This window comes from Stenotrophomonas oahuensis (assembly GCF_031834595.1).
Classification (GTDB): Bacteria; Pseudomonadota; Gammaproteobacteria; order Xanthomonadales; family Xanthomonadaceae; genus Stenotrophomonas; species Stenotrophomonas oahuensis.
In genome coordinates, this window is record NZ_CP115541.1 from 2,381,400 (window position 1) to 2,398,325 (window position 16,926).

The 16,926-nt window shown below is 65.3% G+C and carries 14 protein-coding genes; 6 read left to right on the plus strand and 8 right to left on the minus strand.

All coding sequences use genetic code 11. From position 1 onward, the window contains the following. Window positions 1–35 precede the first annotated feature (35 nt). A complete protein-coding gene (gene lptF / locus PDM29_RS10465; RefSeq protein ID WP_311190122.1) occupies window positions 36–1,121 on the plus strand; it encodes an LPS export ABC transporter permease LptF in 1,086 nt (361 codons plus the stop codon). After that, on the plus strand, window positions 1,118–2,224 hold the full coding sequence (gene lptG, locus PDM29_RS10470) for an LPS export ABC transporter permease LptG (protein ID WP_311190123.1): 1,107 nt from the start codon (window positions 1,118–1,120) through the stop codon (window positions 2,222–2,224). The genes lptF and lptG overlap by 4 nt, the downstream gene beginning before the upstream one ends. A 153-nt stretch (window positions 2,225–2,377) precedes the next feature. Here the strand turns inward: lptG and PDM29_RS10475 are convergent, their stop codons facing one another. After that, the gene (locus tag PDM29_RS10475) at window positions 2,378–2,851 is read right to left on the minus strand and encodes an RDD family protein (protein ID WP_311190124.1); all 474 of its coding nucleotides are present in this window, start codon (window positions 2,849–2,851) and stop codon (window positions 2,378–2,380) included. 40 nt (window positions 2,852–2,891) lie between these two features. On the opposite strand from PDM29_RS10475, the gene xerD reads away from it, so the two are divergent. After that, window positions 2,892–3,869, plus strand: coding sequence for a site-specific tyrosine recombinase XerD (gene xerD / locus PDM29_RS10480; RefSeq protein WP_311190125.1), 978 nt, complete (start codon window positions 2,892–2,894; stop codon window positions 3,867–3,869). A gap of 5 nt (window positions 3,870–3,874) precedes the next feature. Here xerD and PDM29_RS10485 read toward each other — a convergent pair whose 3' ends face one another. Then, window positions 3,875–4,270 (minus strand): hypothetical protein, encoded by a 396-nt coding sequence (locus PDM29_RS10485; RefSeq protein WP_311190126.1) that lies wholly within the window; start codon window positions 4,268–4,270, stop codon window positions 3,875–3,877. A 192-nt stretch (window positions 4,271–4,462) separates the two neighbouring features. Here PDM29_RS10485 and PDM29_RS10490 point away from each other — a divergent pair, with 192 nt between their 5' ends. Further along, the gene (locus tag PDM29_RS10490; protein ID WP_311190127.1) at window positions 4,463–5,251 is read left to right on the plus strand and encodes a thioredoxin fold domain-containing protein; all 789 of its coding nucleotides are present in this window, start codon (window positions 4,463–4,465) and stop codon (window positions 5,249–5,251) included. 267 nt (window positions 5,252–5,518) lie between these two features. Here the strand turns inward: PDM29_RS10490 and PDM29_RS10495 are convergent, their stop codons facing one another. Further along, window positions 5,519–6,475, minus strand: coding sequence for a hypothetical protein (locus tag PDM29_RS10495; RefSeq protein WP_311190128.1), 957 nt, complete (start codon window positions 6,473–6,475; stop codon window positions 5,519–5,521). Between the two features lie 277 nt (window positions 6,476–6,752). On the opposite strand from PDM29_RS10495, the gene PDM29_RS10500 reads away from it, so the two are divergent. Continuing rightward, window positions 6,753–7,025: a hypothetical protein gene (locus PDM29_RS10500; RefSeq protein WP_311190129.1), complete on the plus strand. Its 273-nt coding sequence runs from the start codon at window positions 6,753–6,755 to the stop codon at window positions 7,023–7,025. Between the two features lie 62 nt (window positions 7,026–7,087). Here PDM29_RS10500 and PDM29_RS10505 read toward each other — a convergent pair whose 3' ends face one another. The 3 genes from PDM29_RS10505 to PDM29_RS10515 all read right to left on the minus strand — a co-directional run bounded on the left by PDM29_RS10505 (window position 7,088) and on the right by PDM29_RS10515 (window position 11,027). Further along, window positions 7,088–7,405, minus strand: a complete 318-nt coding sequence (locus PDM29_RS10505) for a hypothetical protein (RefSeq protein ID WP_311190130.1) — start codon at window positions 7,403–7,405, stop codon at window positions 7,088–7,090. A 139-nt stretch (window positions 7,406–7,544) separates the two neighbouring features. Then, on the minus strand, window positions 7,545–8,744 hold the full coding sequence (locus PDM29_RS10510) for a hypothetical protein (RefSeq protein ID WP_311190131.1): 1,200 nt from the start codon (window positions 8,742–8,744) through the stop codon (window positions 7,545–7,547). A gap of 180 nt (window positions 8,745–8,924) precedes the next feature. Continuing rightward, window positions 8,925–11,027 carry a glycosyl hydrolase family 18 protein gene (locus tag PDM29_RS10515; RefSeq protein ID WP_311190132.1) on the minus strand — a complete coding sequence of 701 codons (2,103 nt, stop codon included), beginning with the start codon at window positions 11,025–11,027 and terminating at the stop codon, window positions 8,925–8,927. Window positions 11,028–11,321: 294 nt separating this feature from the next. Here PDM29_RS10515 and purL point away from each other — a divergent pair, with 294 nt between their 5' ends. Next, a complete protein-coding gene (purL, locus tag PDM29_RS10520; RefSeq protein ID WP_311190133.1) occupies window positions 11,322–15,206 on the plus strand; it encodes a phosphoribosylformylglycinamidine synthase in 3,885 nt (1,294 codons plus the stop codon). A gap of 89 nt (window positions 15,207–15,295) precedes the next feature. On the opposite strand, the gene PDM29_RS10525 is transcribed toward purL, so the two are convergent. Together PDM29_RS10525 and PDM29_RS10530 are read right to left on the minus strand one after the other, a co-directional pair. Beyond that, on the minus strand, window positions 15,296–15,442 hold the full coding sequence (locus PDM29_RS10525) for a helix-turn-helix domain-containing transcriptional regulator (protein WP_311190134.1): 147 nt from the start codon (window positions 15,440–15,442) through the stop codon (window positions 15,296–15,298). 41 nt (window positions 15,443–15,483) lie between these two features. Continuing rightward, window positions 15,484–16,050 (minus strand): hypothetical protein, encoded by a 567-nt coding sequence (locus tag PDM29_RS10530; protein ID WP_311190135.1) that lies wholly within the window; start codon window positions 16,048–16,050, stop codon window positions 15,484–15,486. Window positions 16,051–16,926 lie beyond the last annotated feature (876 nt).

Below are 16,926 nucleotides of genomic sequence, written 5' to 3' on the forward strand. Positions count from 1 at the left end.
CCGCGAACGAATCCGAGAGTTTAAACCACCGCCCCATGTCGAAGCTCGATCGCTACCTGTTGCGTGATTTCGTCCAGAGTTTCCTGGCCACCCTGATCGTCCTGCTGGTGGTCAGCGTGGGGGGCGTGCTGGTGGACATCCTGGGCAACATCGCCGATGGCCGTCTGCCGGCCCGGCTGCTGTTCTCCCAGCTGGGCCTGCAGTTCATCGTCTACATGCCGCTGATCCTGCCGCTGGCGCTGATGCTGGGCCTGCTGCTGGCCACCGCGCGGCTGTACCGCGACTCGGAAATGGCGGTGCTGACCGCCATCGGGGTGGGGCCCAGGCGCCTGCTGCGGCCGGTACTGATGATCGTGCTGCCGGTGGTGGGCCTGATCGGCCTGTGCTCGCTGTGGCTGGGCCCCTGGGCCGACCGCACCGGCGAAAAGATGATCGAGGACGCCAACCGCAGTCTGGTGATGGCCGGGCTGGAGGCGGGCAAATTCACCTCCCTGCCCAATGGCGGGGTGGTGTACCTGAGCTCGGTGTCCCCGGACGGCACCCGTCTGGGCCGCATATTCCTGCAGCGCGAGCGTGAAGGCGAGGGCCGGATCGAGGTGATGTCGGCCGAGCGTGGCCGCATGTTCTTCGAGGGCGACCGCCAGCGCTACCTGGAGCTGGAAGACGGCCACCAGATCGAGGGGCCGCTGGAGGCCGGGCTGGACTACAAGCTGATGACCTTCGCCCGCAACGACGTGGCCCTGCCGGACGGCGCGGTGACCCGCGACCAGAACGATCCTGAGCTGCTGCCGACCGGCCAGCTGTTCGGCGACGCCCGTCCGGAGGCCCAGGCCCAGCTGCATTCGCGCATCACGCCGCCGTTGATCGCGCTGGCCTTTGCCCTGATGACCCTGCCGCTGGCGCGCAGTTCGCCGCGCCAGCAGCGCTACGGCCGCATGATGCTGGCGTTCCTGGCTTACCTGGTGGGCATGAACCTCATGTTCATCGGCACGGGCTGGATTGCGGATGGCAAGGTGCCGGGCAGCCTGGGCCTGTGGTGGTTGAGCCTGCCCCTGCTTGGGTTGGCCCTTTGGATGTATTTCCGCGACGGCAAGCTGTCGCGCCCGCGGAGGACCGCATGAAGTTCCGCCCGATGCGGTTTGATCTGTACCTGGGCCGTGCCGTGTTCGGCACGGTGTTGCTGACCTGGGCCGTGCTGGTCGGCCTGGATGTGGTGATGGCCTTCTCCGGCGAGTTCAAGGACGTCGGCAAGGGCAACTACACCATCGGCCACGCTGCCGCATGGGTGCTGTATACCGTGCCCCGCCGCGCCTACACCTTCTTCCCGACGGCAGCGGTGATCGGTTCGCTGATGGGGCTGGGCCAGTTGGCCGCGACGTCCGAGCTGACCGCGCTGCGCGCGCTGGGCCTGTCGCGTCGCCGCCTGAGTGTCTCGGTGGCGATCGCGCTGTCGCTGCTGACCGCGGTGATGGTGCTCAGCGGTGAGACCCTGGGACCGTGGGGTCAGAGCCGCGCCGATGAAGTGCGGGCCAGTGCCAAGGGCGGCAACAGCGTGTCGCAGTCGCGCTACTCCGGTGTCTGGGCGCGCGAGGGGGATACCTTCCTCAATGCCATCAGCGGTGATGAGCAGCTGCTGCCGGGCACCGGCACCCGGCTGATTCTGCGCGATGTGCGCATGTACAAGATTGGCGAGGACGGCAACATTGCCTCGTTCACCCGGGCCGGGTCGGCCGAGCACGATGCCAACGGCTGGGTGCTCAAGGACGTGCGTCGCGACACCTTTGGCGAGCGCTCGGCCACGCGCGAGACCATTGCGTCCGAGCCCTGGAACTCGCAGCTGGATGCAGCCGCATTGGCGAGTGGTTTGTCCAAGCCACGCAACCTGAGCGCAGCTGACCTGCGCACCAGCATCGAGTACCGCAAGCGTAACGGGCTGGATGCGCGCGACTACGAGGACATCTACTGGAGCCGCTGGTTCTACCCGCTGAACGTGCTGGCCCTGTGTCTGGCCGCCGTGCCGTTCGCCTTCGGCTCGCTGCGCAGCGGCGGCATGGGCAAGCGCTTGTTCCTGGGCATCCTGTTCGCGCTGGGCTTCTGGCTGCTGCAGCTGTTCTTTGGCCGCATGGCCGGCGCGCTGAAGTTCGATTACCGCATTGCGTATGCGCTGCCGCCGATCGTGATGCTGGGCGTTTCAGCGTTGCTGTTCCGACGCAAATCCGGGTAACCGGGCGGTGACAGCGGACGCGCATGGCGCGTCCCTACAGACCCGCGATCCTCAATCCGGGCGACTCCCAACCCGCGCGACCATGGATCGTAGTGACACGCCATGCGTGTCAAAGCCATGATCCTGCGCACGGAGCGTGGCTCTACGGCCCCATCAGCGTTTCGGCAACCGGATCACCCGTGTGCCACTGGCGCGGTCATGCCATGTCAGCCGCTGCCGGTCGACCAGCGCCCACCACAGCCCCAGCCCACCCAGCAGCACCGACAGCGTGCCCACCCCATAGCGCAGCCAAAGCTGCCCAAGCTGCGGCGCACCACCCTCGGCATTCACCACCCGCAGCCGCCACGGCCGCATGCCCAGGGTCTGCCCGCCACGCCGCCAGCTGAGCGTGGCGTACAGCCCGGTCACCGCCCAGCAGCACACCCACAGCACCCACTGCAGCGCGCTGAACGGCGCGATGTTCTCGCGCGCGGCGTGGCCCACCGCATAGCCGGCGGTAAACAGTGCCCCCAGCAGCATCCACAGCGCCAGCGCCGGGAAGAAGTCGTACAGCAGGGCCAGCAGCCGCCACAGCAGCAGTGAAGCGGGGCGGTCGGCAGCGGTGACATCAGCGGGCGAAGTAACCATGCGCCGAGCATACCCGGGCCCGCCCTCGTATGCTGTGCCCATGCCTGACACATCCACCCCGGCGCAGCGCCGCCAGCTGGTCCAGCAGCTGCCCGACCTGCGCGACGACGACAATGCGTTGATCCAGCGCTTTCTCGACACCATCTGGGCCGAACAGGGCCTGGCCCGGGCCAGCCTGGACAGCTACCGCCGCGACCTGGAGGGCCTGGCACGCTGGCGCGACGGGGCAGCACAGGGGTTGTCCGGGATCGACCGCAAGGGCTTGTTCGACTACCTCGAATGGCGCGCCCGGCACGGCTGGTCGGCACGCAGCAACGCGCGCCTGCTGTCCGCGCTGCGCGCGTTCTTCGCCGATGCGGTGCGCCGCGGCCAGCGCAGCGAAGACCCCAGCGCGCTGATCGACCCGCCGCATCTGCCCCGACTGCTGCCCAAAGCACTGGCCGAAAGCCAGATTGACGCGCTGCTGGCCGCACCAGACGTGGACCAGCCGCTGGGCCTGCGCGACCGCGCCATGCTGGAACTGATGTACGCCGCCGGCCTGCGCGTCAGCGAACTGGTGGAGCTGCCCGCCAACGCGGTGAACCTGCGCCAGGGCGTACTGCGGGTCACCGGCAAGGGCAGCAAGGAGCGGCTGGTGCCGTTGGGTGAGGAATCCCAGCACTGGCTGGAGCGCTACCTCGCCGAGGCCCGGCCGCAGCTGGCCGGCAAGCGCGCGGTACCGGCCAGCCGCGACGGCGCGGTGCCGCTGTTCCTGGAGCCCTCGCTGCACCCGCTGAGCCGGCAGCAGTTCTGGTCACTGGTGAAGAAGTACGCGGTGCTGGCCGGAATTGACCCCGCCCGGATCAGCCCGCACGGCCTGCGCCACAGCTTTGCCACCCACCTGCTGAACCGCGGCGCGGACCTGCGCGCGTTGCAGATGCTGCTCGGCCACAGCTCGCTCAGTACCACCCAGATCTACACCCTGGTGGCGCGCGAACATCTACAGAAGCTGCACGCGCGGCATCATCCGCGCGGGTAGAGGGTTCAGGAATCGAATTCATTGAAGCGGGCGTGGATCAGGTTCACCGCCCCAGGTTGCACCGGGCGTGGCAGCGAAGAGATGTTCATCAGAGTGCCCAGGCTGTGGGCGCGTGTCAGAGACGCCATCTCCTCGTTGAGATGTGTAACCGTGTGCGGCACACGGTCAAGCAGCACATCGTACAGCGACATGAGTCGATCAACTTTCGCCACCAGGGTGTCCTGCGCGATCCGCCCCTTTGAGTAGGTCATGCAGAGCGATGCCTTGCGATTCTCTATGCGCTGCAGTGCCTCTGGAACGCGTGCGCCTCGGGTCCTGCGTGCAAGCTCCACCTGTGCTGGAAGACTGCGGAGGAGGTCCGCCTTGAGGTACAGCGTCAACGTATGGGGAAGAATGCGCATGGTGGCTTCCAGGGCTGTGGGGCCCGTAGCCGGATACGACAGGCCAAGGGGCATATGAAGAGGAATTCCCCAGCCTCTCCGCCAATCGATCCGGCAACTTCCAGGTTTCAATCCCTTTCTGGGCCCCATGCCGCCGCGCCTTCATGAACCCTGTGCGAGAATCGCCCCAACCCCTGTTGTCTGGACCCCCTGATGCTCCGAGTTACCGTCGTCGCCCTGCTGGGCGCGCTCAGCCTCACTGCCTGCGCCCAGCCGTCGGCCCCGGCCGCCCGTTCCACCGCTGCTGCGCCAGCCGCCGCTGCCGCCGCCGGCGCGGTGTCTCCGGAGCAGGCTGAAAAGACCGTCCGCACCGCGCTGCAGGGCCTGAACCCCAATTTCAAGCCGGATTTCATCGGCGCCGCTCCCTTCCCGGGCTTCCGCGAAGTGCTGGTCAGCGGGCAGGTGCTGTACGTGTCCGATGACGGCCGCTTCCTGATCCAGGACCAGCCCTACGACATCCAGGCACGCCGCCCGGCCAGCAGCACCGCACTGCTGCAGTACCGCAAGGAAAAGCTGGACGGCATCCAGCGCGGCGACCGCATCATCTTCGCCGCCGCCAATCCCAAGCACACCATCACGGTGTTCACCGATATCGAATGCGGCTACTGCCGCAAGCTGCACCAGGACGTGCCCGAGCTGAACCGCATGGGCATCAGCGTGGAGTACGTGGCCTTCCCGCGCATGGGCCTGGGCAGCAAGGACTACACCGACATGATCTCGGTCTGGTGCGCGGTGGACCGCCGCAAGGCGCTGACCGAGGCGAAGGAAGGCCAGCCGGTCGCCCCGAAGAACTGCACCAACCCGGTGGCCATGCAGTACACCCTGGGCCAGCAGGTCGGCGTCAGCGGCACCCCCGCCATCTTCGCCGCCGATGGCACCCAGCTGGGCGGCTACATCGCCCCGGCGCAGATGAAGGCCGCGCTGGAAAAGCTCGGCCAGTAAGGCCGGGTGCGCACAGCGGACGGGCATGGCCCGTCCCTACGGCCCTGTAGCGACGCGCCATGCGCGTCCCACGCGAAGAATGCTCGCGCCTGACCGACTGTCACTGGTGTCCTCCCCGACACTTGGATGGACTCGCTCCTCGCCGATTCGTCAGGACACGCCGGTAGCGTCGGTCGACAGACGACGGCCCTGAAGCCCACAACGCCCGGTAACGCATGACCCCGGCCGAAAGCGAAAGCCGGCCAACAGCCAGCCCACCGTCAGACCTCACGCGTCGGATTCCCAATCCGCATCGGCATCGTCATGAACACTGGCAGCATCATCCACACCTGAGTCATCATCCGATTCGTTGATCAGGCTCTTGTTCTCGTTCTGCATGTGGACGAAGCTGCGGCTGAACATCTGTTCGACCAAACTCGCAATCCTCTCAGGCTCACCAGCCTGAGCAATACCTACAGTGCGAAGCGTATCCCTGTCGAACTTTTTCAAGGCATCCAGAAATGACGCCTGTTGTTCCTCGGCATCCGATACCCCACTGTTCCGCCTCGCCGACTCCACACTCGCCATCCGCGTAGCGAGCGGAAGCTGGTCATATGCTTCAAGTTCCGGCCTGTAACGTAGAACGTCAAGCTTGAGCTGCTGGACACCGCCTTCCTGCACAACTGTCTGGGACGTGTCAGTTGCCGCCACCCCCTGTTGCGCAGCACGGTGCGCCCATGTCAGACCGGCAGCAATGATCTCTTCGCCCTCACGCCGAAAGCGCTGCTCGGGAGTCTCCGGGATGTTCCTCTGGTCAGACGCGCCTGCATCGGACTGAATCGCAGGGTCTGCATCAATGTCGTCTTCGAAGTCGCTGTCAAAGTCGCCATCGAAGTCATCGCCCCAATCGCTCGCCACACCAACGTCTGGGCCCCACGCTTGAACGGAAGAACCGGCAATCTCGGCGGGGCTGCCCCCTCCATCCATGCCATCGGGCTCATGTCCATCGATCTCGATGCATGATGGCAGCGATGTCTCTGATTCCTCGACGATGGACGGATGCATGGCAACTTCAAGACGCTCGATACGTTCCTTGAACGGTTCAAACGCCGCCATCATGTCCCAATTGCCGTCGCCGCCGCCCATGCCGACGTGGGTTCCCGCGTCAGGTGACGGAGACAGCACTGACTCCGCTCGCGCCACCACCGCGTGCAGATGGATCTCGCTGCGTTCGGCCCGCAACATCCCTTGGTACCGCTCGGGTGGGGCAGGCTTCCGGGAACCTTCAGACGCGCGGGTTCCTATTCGCTGCAGTCGGGTAGTCGCGGCGAAGGTTGAGTGCGGGCGCGCCAAGGCAGGCTTGCGTATGTCCCGTATTTCCTTCACTGCCTGCGTTGGCACCGGCAAAGGCGGGGCCACTGGCACTGAAGGAGTATTGCCCTCACCGCCCCGATTCACGACGCCGGTAAGCGCCAGCACCAGCGCAGGAGACTTGAGTGGCGGCAATGAAGGAGTACGTTCGGTGGACGACGTGGCACGCACGACCGTCGCAATCGCCTTCACCGGGCTACCGGTGAAAGCGGCAGGCATCGCGGAGGACCTGAAAGCACGGGTGTCCGCGCTCCCAAACGTGCCGTTGTTGATGTGCTGGACGAAGGCCGCAACCCTGCCGACCTGGAACCGCGGCGCGGCGTGTGTCAACGAACCCGACGTCGTTGCCGGACCTGGCAGCGGCTGGGAGGCGACGGTAGGTCTGGGCTGGTTCGCGATGAGCATGGCTGATGTATCCCGCTGACAGATCACTAAGTGAATCTGTCAGCATGCGTGCAGGGTCTTCAGCTCGCTTTCAAATCCCGATCATTTTGCCTCAGACTTGGACGCTTTCGACCCTGCCCTGGGTGGTACCGGGGGCTTCTCACCTACGACCCCCGCGATCTGCCGACCTTCCCAGTCAAAGCGGTGATCGAAGTACGCCTGCCATTCGCTATTCCAGTTGACATCATCAAAATCCGATCCCCAGCCCTCATCGTCGCTGCCGGTGAACTCCGATGTATTGCGAATGGTTTGCGGGACGAGCGTGGGTCGCGGAATGCGGAACCCTTCCTCCGCCTGCTTGAGGTCGCTTACCGATTTCAGCGAAGGATTGACAGTGGGGGGCAGTGCGGGAAGTGGCATGGCGCAGGCGGTCTTGCTTTTGAAGTCGACGAACTCTCAATCGGACCGACCGCCGGCGCTTTCAGTTTCCACGCATTAACGCTGCCGAACGCAGTACCGGCGGAGCTCCGATGCCAGAGCTCCGCCAGTGGTGACGCTATCAGCCGCCTTGGGCGACTGTCGCCTTCAACATGCGCGCCTCCTGCTTCACTTTCAGCTCATCAACCAAGCTCCTCTGCTCCGTGTTTGGCACGAAGCGACCGTTGGGGAGATAGGTGCGTTGTGCCTCGGTTTTCGGCAGGTTGGAGTCAACGCTCCGACGCGGGGAAACCGACTGGGCCGCGTTTCGCTCCGCCTCCAGGCGCGCACGCAAGGCGTCAGCCTGTGCCTTGACCTCTGGCTTGACCTTGATGGCCTTTGCCTTCTTGGCCGGGATCATCTTTTTCATCAGCTCCAGCTGGAAGGCGTCGCGCTGAGGCGTCTCGCCTGGAGCCTTGGCTTCCATCGAGATCTGCTGCCCGCCGCCCGCGGAATCTGATTCGCACGCCGTCCCCATCGTGGCCGGTGCCGAATCGCTGCGCACCAGCTTGTGATCGCGCAGCTGTGCGAACACCGCTGACATATCCGGCCGGGACGGTGGTGGGGCTGAATCAGCGCGCTGCAACGTCTTGAGTCCGTCCATGGGAGGCGCGGGTGGCGGAGTAAAGGTCTTCGCAGACGCCGTGATGTCCTTCATTACCTGCGGCCGCGTCGGTGTTTGAACCGCAGACTGGGGCGTCGGCTTGCTGCTATCGGGTCCACGTGGCGCGGTCGAAGCCTTCGCCTGCTCGGGTGCGGGCACCGGTGGCGGCGGCGCACGCTTTTTTTTGCCATGACTGCGCACCGTCGTTGGCTTCGGCTGAGACGGAGCTTCTGGAGCGGGCCGCTTTACCTTGATGGACGCGGTGGGACTGGGTGGTCGCGCAGGAGCTCCCTGCACCGATGCCGCCGCCACCCGCTCAAAAAAATCGATACCCGCCTTTACCTGCCCGGGCTTCCAGGAGTCGTGCAGCCAGCTGCGGTTGCCGTCAGTTCGTGTCGGATTCGAGACCACGCTGGGTCCTGTCGTCACGCGGTCCGATGTGCGCGGAACAGCAGGTGCAGTACCCGCAGCGCGTTCCTTGCAGTACTCGGGGGCGGTTCGATTGCCCAGCGTATAAAGACGAATCTCCGACGAGGGCGATTTTGATCGCTGCGACGAAGGCTCTCGGAAGCCGTGGACAACAGGCTCCTTCGCATGCTTGAGGTCATACTTCTGACCGCGCAGCGGGTGTTTGATCATGGCATAGGTGTTCTGCACCCAACCGGCGAATGTGGTCAATGTAAACACTCCGTGGTGACAAGGAGTCATCACTGTGTGCATTGACCGCCGAATACGCTTTGAAAATTTGTGCAGAAATTCACAATTGCTTACACCATCACAGATGGCGCACGCGGTTCGTGCCTGCAAACCCAGCAACCACAACACCCGGAGCCGTTTCAGACTCCGGGTGCGTCGTGCTTACTTCAGGCCATTGCTGACGGTATTGACCAGCGTGCCCTGCGCATCGTCACCGCTGAACTCCCAGAAGAACGCACCGCCGAAGCCCTGCGCCTTCACGTAGCCCATCTTCTCGGTGATCAGTGCCGGGGTGTCGAAGCTCCAGAACGTGGTGCCGTTGTAGCTCCAGGTCGCCCGTGCGTTGGCATCGGTGTAGATCGGGTGGTTGAGGTTCTTCAGCACCTTCCAGTCTTCAATGCCGGCCTCGTAGGTGCCCGGTGCGGCGCTGCCGCTCTGGTACAGGCCGTTGTTGACGTTCGGCACGTTGGTCCAGCCGCGCCCGTAGAAACCAATGCCCAGGTTGAGCTTGCTGGCCGGCACGCCGCGGGCCAGGAAGGCTTCCATTGCATCGTTGCTGTTGTACAGCTTCACGTCACCGGTGGACGGGTCGTTCGGCGAATCGAACAGCGCCGAATGATGGCCGGTGATCGGGTCGAAGGCTCCGTGGAAGTCGTACGTCATCACATTGATGTAATCGAGGTACTGGTGGTACGTGGCCGGGTCGGTGACGCGGATCTTGTCGATACCCGCACCCACCGCCACGGTCAGCAGCAGACCGGGGCGTACCGCATCCAGCTGGCGGCGGAACTCGGCCAGCAGCGCGGTGAAGTTTGCATTGTCAGCCGGTGTGCCGCAGGCCAGGCCACAGGCCACCGGGTATTCCCAGTCGATGTCGATGCCGTCAAACACGCCGGCGGCTGCGCCCACGCCACCGGCCCCATCGGTCACCGGCAGGTTCCCCTTGATGTAGGCGTCGATGCACGAGGCCACGAAGGCCTGGCGGTTGGCCGGCTGCGCCGCGCTGGAGAAACCACGCGACCAGGTCCAGCCGCCCAGCGAGATCAGCACCTTCAGGTTGGGATTCTTCGCCTTGAGCTGCTTCAGCTGGTTCCAGTTGCCACGCAGCGGCTGGTCCCAGGTATCGGCGGCCCCGCTGACGCTTTCACCGGCCTGGAAGGCCTTGGTGTAGTCGGCGAACGCGTCGCCCCCGGCACCGGTGCTCTCATTGCTCGGCACGGTGACGCCCACTTCGCAACGGTTGTTGCGCACGTTGCCGAACGCGTAGTTGATGTGGGTCATCTTGGCGGCCGAACCACTGGTATCGATGTTCTTGACCCGGTAGTTGCGTCCGTAGATGCCCCACTGGGTGAAGTAGCCGATCACCCGCTTGTTGCCGCCGTTGCCGCCACCGGTCGAGGTGGTGACGCTGATCGACGCGCTCTGCGCCGAGGCATTGCCGGCGTTGTCGCGCGCACGCACGGTGTAGGTGTAGGCGGTACTGGCAGCCAGGCCACCGTCGGTGTAGCTGGTAGCGCTGGGCGAGCCGACCAGGCTGCCGTTGCGGTACACGTCATAGCCGGCCACGCCGCTGCCGCCAGTGTTGTCGGTGGCCGCATTCCAGGCCAGGCTGACGGTGCTGGCGGTCTTGGACGGGGAGTTCAGGCCGCCGGGTACGCTGGGCGCGGTGGTGTCGTTGCTGGCCGCGTTGACGGTAACGGTTACGGTGGCCGAGGAGGTCACCGCATTGTTGTTGTCGGTGGCCACTGCCTTGAAGGTGTGGCTGCCGGCGCTCGCGTTGGTCCAGGTCACGCTGTACGGCGCGCTGGTGTCCACCCCGAGCGAGGTGCCGCCGCGGAAGAACTCGACCTTGCTGACCGAGCCGTCGCTGTCGCTGGCATTGGCGCTGACCGTGATGGTGCTGCCGGCGCTGAAGCTGGCCCCGTTGGACGGCGAGGTCAGGCTGACGCTGGGCGGCTGGTTGCTGCCGGAACCGTCACAGGCTCCCAGGTTGGTGTAGTAGGGCGCGCCGGCCGGGTGGTCCGGCGGGGCGTTCCAGATGTCGATGTTGGCCCGGTACAGCACGCCGCCCTTCTGCAGGGTGGTGCCGGCCAGATAGATCACCGAGGCGTTCCACTCCGGGGCCCCGGTACAGTTCGCGGCCTGGGCCAGCGCCGGGGTCAGGGTGGCCGAAGCCAGGGCAAGGGCCAGCAGCCAGCGTCGATGGCGGGCGGCGGGGCGTGAGGATATCGATGTCACCGTACTGCGCAGAATCGGGTCCGTCATGGTCATTCTCCGATCAGGTCAGGGGCGCGGGGCGGCGGGCTGCCGCCCCGCGTTGCAGCAGGTCCGGGGCCGGTGAGAGGGGCCGGCAACAGCTTGAGGGGGCGGACAGTGGCCCGCCTGGCATGCACACCGGGGCGGGTCGTGGCAACGTTGTCATGGAATCCGTCGGCATTCCGTGAGCCAGCGCAAACTTCCGGCGGCCGGTCGTCGGAGACGGACCTCGACGGACCTCACGGGCAGAAGGCCCGTGAGGTTAGAATAGTGGGCCCCGTTCCCAACCACGGTTCTCCGGACATGATGGTCCTCGAGGGCGCATCCGCCCTTTCGCCGTTCCGCCGCGAACGTCTTGAATCCCGCCTGCAGTCCCTGGTCGCCGATCTGCGCATCACCGGTGCCTGGCATGTCTACTTCATCCAGACCGAGGGCGATGCGGCCCCGGACCCGGTGATCCTGAGCCGGATCCTGGAAGCGCAGCCGGAACTGGCCGCGCTGGAAGCGGGGGCGGTCTCGCACTTCGTGGTGCCGCGCCTGGGCACCCTGTCGCCCTGGTCGAGCAAGGCCACCGAACTGGTCCGCGGAGCCGGGCAGCCGATCCGCCGCGTCGAACGCGGTCTGCGCATCGACCTGGCCGGCTGGCCGGCCGACGCCGCCCAGCGTGACGCGGTGATCCGGGTGCTGCACGACCCGATGACCCAGTCGGTACTGGACACCACCGATCAGGCCCAGGCGCTGTTCACCGCGCCGGCCCGGGGCGAACTGGAGCGCGTGGCGCTGGACGACCTGGAAGGGGCCAACCGCCGCCTCGGCCTGGCCATGGCCCAGGACGAAATCGACTACCTGCGCCAGCGCTTCGGCGAACTGGGCCGCAAGCCGTCGGACGTGGAACTGATGATGTTCGCGCAGGCGAACTCCGAGCACTGCCGGCACAAGATCTTCAACGCCAGCTGGACCATCGACGGGTCCGAACAGCCGCATTCGCTGTTCCGGATGATCAAGAACACCCACCAGCAGACCCCGCAGCACACGCTCAGCGCCTACAGCGACAATGCCGCCGTGGTCGCCGGTCACCCGGCCGCGCGTTACCGCCCGGACCCGGCCACCGGCGCGTACCGCAGCGAAGCGGTGGTGGATTCGGCGTTCTGCATCAAGGTTGAAACCCATAACCACCCGACCGCGATCGCCCCGTTCCCGGGCGCGTCGACCGGTGCCGGTGGCGAAATCCGCGACGAAGGTGCCACCGGTCGTGGCGGCAAGCCCAAGGCCGGCCTGACCGGTTTCTCGGTCTCGCACCTGCGCATTCCGACCCTGCCGCAGCCGTGGGAAGCGCCGCGCGCGCTGAACCCGCGTATGGCCCCGGCGCTGGACATCATGCTGGACGGCCCGCTGGGCGGTGCCGCGTTCAACAATGAGTTCGGCCGCCCGAACCTGCTCGGCTACTTCCGCAGCTTCGAGCTGCCCGAAGGCGAGGGCCTGACCCGCGCCTATGACAAGCCGATCATGCTGGCCGGCGGCCTGGGCGCGATTGATCGCGTGCAGGTCGAGAAGCTGCGTCTGCAGCCCGGCGATGCGGTGATCGTGCTGGGCGGTCCGGCCATGCTGATCGGCCTGGGCGGCGGTGCCGCCAGTTCGGTGGCCTCCGGCGAAAGCGCGGAAGACCTGGACTTCGCCAGCGTGCAGCGCGACAACCCGGAAATGGAGCGTCGCTGCCAGGAAGTGATCGACCGCTGCGTCGCGCTGGGCCTGGACAACCCGATCCGCTGGTTCCACGACGTCGGCGCGGGCGGCCTGTCCAATGCCATTCCCGAACTGCTGCACGACTCCGGCGTGGGCGGTGTGATCGATCTGGGCAAGGTGCCCACCGATGACCCCTCGCTGTCACCGATGCAGTTGTGGTGCAACGAATCGCAGGAACGCTATGTGCTGGGCGTGCCGCAGGACCGTCTGGCCGAGTTCGCCGCGCTGTGCGCGCGCGAGCGCTGCCCGTTCGCGGCGGTCGGCGTGGCCACCGCTGAAGAGCGTCTGGTGGTGGCCTACGGTGCGACCGTGGGCAACATTCCGGCCGATTCCCCGATTGACCTGCCGATGGACGTGCTGTTCGGCAAGCCGCCGAAGATGCACCGCGACACTGCACACCCGGCGGCCCCGAAGTGGCCGGCACTGAAGACCGGTGGCCTGGACCTGCATGAAGCTGGTCTGCGCGTGCTGGCGCACCCGTCGGTGGCCTCGAAGAACTTCCTGGTCACCATCGGTGACCGCAGCGTCGGCGGCCTGACCGCGCGCGAACAGATGATCGGCCCGTGGCAGCTGCCAATGGCCGATGTGGCCATCACCCTGGCCGGCTTCGACACCGTTGCCGGTGAAGCCATGGCGATTGGTGAGCGCACCCCGCTGGCCCTGCTGGATGCCGCCGCGTCGGCGCGCATGGCGGTGGGCGAAGCGATCACCAACCTGTGCGCCGCCCCGGTGGACGAACTGGAAACGGTGAAGCTGTCGGCCAACTGGATGGCGGCCGCAGGCCACGCTGGCGAAGATGCGCTGCTGTATGACGCGGTGCGCGCGGTCGGCATGGAACTGTGCCCGCAGCTCGACCTGAGCATTCCGGTCGGCAAGGACTCCTTGTCGATGCAGGCGCAGTGGCACGACCAAGGCGAAGCGCACAAGTCGGTGTCGCCGGTGTCGCTGGTGATCTCGGCCTTTGCGCCGGTGGCCGATGCCAGCACCCAGCTGACCCCGCTGCTGGACCGGGAGACCGACAGCGAGCTGTGGCTGATCGGCCTCGGTGCCGGCAAGCAGCGCCTGGGCGGTTCCATCCTGGCCCAGGTGCATGCTGACCACAGCGCGCTGCCGGCCTTTGCCGGAGCGGTGCCGGACCTGGACGACCCGCAGCGCCTGCGTGCGTTCTTCGAGCTGATCCGCGACGCGCGTCAGGCCGGCCTGCTGCTGGCCTACCACGACCGCAGCGACGGCGGCGCGTTTGCCGCGCTGTGCGAAATGGCCTTCGCCTCGCGCCAGGGCCTTGATATCGCGCTGGATGCGTGGGGCGACGATCCGTTCCGCAGCCTGTTCAACGAAGAACTGGGTGCCGTGGTGCAGATCGCGCGCGAAGACCGCGCCGCATTCGCCGACCTGGTCGAGCGTCACGCGCTCACCGAATGCGCGCAGCGCATTGCCAAGCCGACCACCGCTCCGGTGGTGCGCGTCTCGCTGCAGGGCGAGAACCTCGCGGAATGGCGCTGGGAGGCGCTGTTCGACGCATGGTGGTCGGTCACCCACGCCATGCAGAAGCTGCGTGACAACCCGGAAGCGGCGGATGAAGAGCGTGCTGTGGCACGCAGCTTCAATGCGCCGGGGCTGAAGACCAAGCTCAGCTTCGATATCAACGAAGACGTGGCGGCCCCCTTCATCAGCACCGGCGCGCGCCCGCGCGTGGCCGTGCTGCGCGAGCAGGGCGTCAACGGCCAGATCGAAATGGCCAACATCTTCGAGCGCGCGGGCTTCACCGCCTACGACGTGCACATGAGCGACCTGATCGAAGGCCGTGTGAACCTGGCCAACTTCACCGGTCTGGCCGCCTGCGGCGGCTTCAGCTACGGCGACGTACTGGGTGCGGGCCGCGGCTGGGCCACCTCGGTGCTGGAGCGCAGTGCGCTGCGTGATGCCTTTGCCGCCTTCTTCGCCCGCGAAGACAGCTTCGCGCTGGGCGTGTGCAACGGCTGCCAGATGCTGAGCCAGCTCAAGGACATCATTCCCGGTGCCGAGCACTGGCCGCAGTTCCGTCGCAACGCCAGCGAGCAGTTCGAAGCCCGTACCGCGCTGCTGGAAGTGGTGGAATCGCCGTCGATCCTGCTGCGTGGCATGGCCGGTTCGCGCATCCCGGTGGCGGTGGCGCATGGCGAAGGCCGTGCCGTGTTCGCCAGCCCGGTCGACCAGGCCGCGGCGCGCGTGTCGCTGCGTTACATCGACGGTGACGGCAACGTGGCCAGCCAGTACCCGCTGAATCCGAACGGTTCGCCGGACGGCATCACCGGCCTGACCAGCACCGACGGTCGCGTCACCATCATGATGCCGCACCCGGAACGCACTCCGCGTGCGCTCAACCTGAGCTGGCGTCCGGCCGAATGGCAGGGCGATTCGCCATGGCTGCGCATGTTCCGCAACGCGCGGGTCTGGGTGGGTTGAACCACCTGCAGTTGAAATAGAAAGAACCGCCGGTCACCCGGCGGTTCTTTTGTAGTGACGCGCCATGCGCGTCTGCGCTTGATCCGGTGTCACTGTTGCGCCACTTGCCCAACACCACCAAGTGCTTCGACCATCTGACGAAGCGCGATCAGCAGTTCAGCCTGATCTCCATCCTCAAGAATGCTGTTGAGCAGTTCGATGGCATAGCCGGGATCTTCGCGGAAGATTTCCGCCATTGCTGTGTCGTGTGACCGGTCTCTCATCGATAATCCCAGCCTCAGCGCGGCCGTTCGCCTTTGGCTCTCCGGAGGACATTGTGAGCTTCGCTGTCGCTATCGATTCCAAGTTCCCTTTTGACGGTCAGCACATTCTTGCCGTCGATGACCTGCTTCCGGCCGACCTCCTTGGCTGCGATGAGCATAAGCATGTTGTAGTCATCGGTCGCGGGGGGGATGTGGAACTTCAGAGCAGCTTGTGGGCAACTCAAAGCGTCGAGTCTCACAGCGTCTGCCGCTGCTCGCCGTGCTGCAGCGCCAAGAGTCTCAAACTCGTAGCTGCCCGGTGGGAAGTCGTTCTCCAGCGAGATCAGTGCGAAATCGGTGCCATCGCGCACAGCGGCCAGATGCAACTCCAGTGTGGCATCTGAAGTGATCGCGGCGGCTCCGACGCGAATGGCCCTGCTGCCCAGATTGGCTTCTCTGTTGGAGATACACCTGGGTTCAAGGTTTCGAGGTGCATCCCCACCCGTGACGTGCAACTGAAGGGTTGGAGCAGGAGCGGCAAGATTCAGATAAGGATTCTGGCTCTCAAGGCTTAATGCGGAGAGAGAGGGAAATGCGGGCATGGCAACTACTCGTCATGGAGACTCAGGGGCGCGCGATCATGCAGGGAATTAGTGGCATGGGCTTTCGGATTTTCATCCGTTCACCAAGGCGGCGTGCCAGAACCGAAGCGATCTTCCCGGTAGCGTCGGTCGACAGACGATGGCAGTGAAAGCTGAAGCACTCTTCCAACGCATGGACCTCCATCAACAATGTCCGGCATCAGCTCTCACGACTACGCGCTTCGACCCTGAACTCCAGCGTCTGGTAGGCGTTGCTCCCTTGTCGAATGCCGCACCAGCTGGCGATTTCCGTCGCGGACATTCCTTCGTTGCCGATTTCCATGCGTTACCGGACGTTGAGCCGGTACGTGTCGTTGTCTGTCGACCGACGCTGCCACGCTGATTCCCCAGGTATGCAGCCAGCGTGAGCGGTCGGTGCGCGCGGACACCATCCTGTGACGTGAACCCTCGGCGCGGTAGCGTCGGTCGACAGACGACGGCAGTGAAGCGCTCACCGTTCTTTAACGCATGGACCCAGATCGCCACCGTCCACACGACCGAATCCGCGCATTTACCTCCTTCCACCTTGCCGCTTCGCGCAACACGGGTCATGCGCAGTGTTAGCGACGCCAGCGTATGGATTGAACGCTGCCGACATCCGATTTCAGTGAAGACCTTGTGAAGTTTCAACGCGACGTCGCAACGCGATTCAATGTCCGACAATGAGTTACATCGCGTTTCACACGCACGAACGCGTGATGATGATTGCTCACATGCAGCTAACAAATCCGCTGCATGAATAGTCAAATGTGTGACGCTTCTCGCGTTAGAACAATTTCTGCTGTCAAAGTCTTGACGTTCTGAAAACCCTGCGTTAACACTGAGTTCTCAGTTTGC

Coding starts and splice junctions, on each gene's coding strand:
- lptF (WP_311190122.1), top strand. CDS start 36: ATGTCGAAGCTCGATCGCTACCTGTTGCGTGATTTCGTCCAGAGTTTC.
- lptG (WP_311190123.1), top strand. CDS start 1,118: ATGAAGTTCCGCCCGATGCGGTTTGATCTGTACCTGGGCCGTGCCGTG.
- PDM29_RS10475 (WP_311190124.1), bottom strand. CDS start 2,851: ATGGTTACTTCGCCCGCTGATGTCACCGCTGCCGACCGCCCCGCTTCA.
- xerD (WP_311190125.1), top strand. CDS start 2,892: ATGCCTGACACATCCACCCCGGCGCAGCGCCGCCAGCTGGTCCAGCAG.
- PDM29_RS10485 (WP_311190126.1), bottom strand. CDS start 4,270: ATGCGCATTCTTCCCCATACGTTGACGCTGTACCTCAAGGCGGACCTC.
- PDM29_RS10490 (WP_311190127.1), top strand. CDS start 4,463: ATGCTCCGAGTTACCGTCGTCGCCCTGCTGGGCGCGCTCAGCCTCACT.
- PDM29_RS10495 (WP_311190128.1), bottom strand. CDS start 6,475: ATGTTGCGGGCCGAACGCAGCGAGATCCATCTGCACGCGGTGGTGGCG.
- PDM29_RS10505 (WP_311190130.1), bottom strand. CDS start 7,405: ATGCCACTTCCCGCACTGCCCCCCACTGTCAATCCTTCGCTGAAATCG.
- PDM29_RS10515 (WP_311190132.1), bottom strand. CDS start 11,027: ATGACGGACCCGATTCTGCGCAGTACGGTGACATCGATATCCTCACGC.
- purL (WP_311190133.1), top strand. CDS start 11,322: ATGATGGTCCTCGAGGGCGCATCCGCCCTTTCGCCGTTCCGCCGCGAA.
- PDM29_RS10525 (WP_311190134.1), bottom strand. CDS start 15,442: ATGGCGGAAATCTTCCGCGAAGATCCCGGCTATGCCATCGAACTGCTC.
- PDM29_RS10530 (WP_311190135.1), bottom strand. CDS start 16,050: ATGCCCGCATTTCCCTCTCTCTCCGCATTAAGCCTTGAGAGCCAGAAT.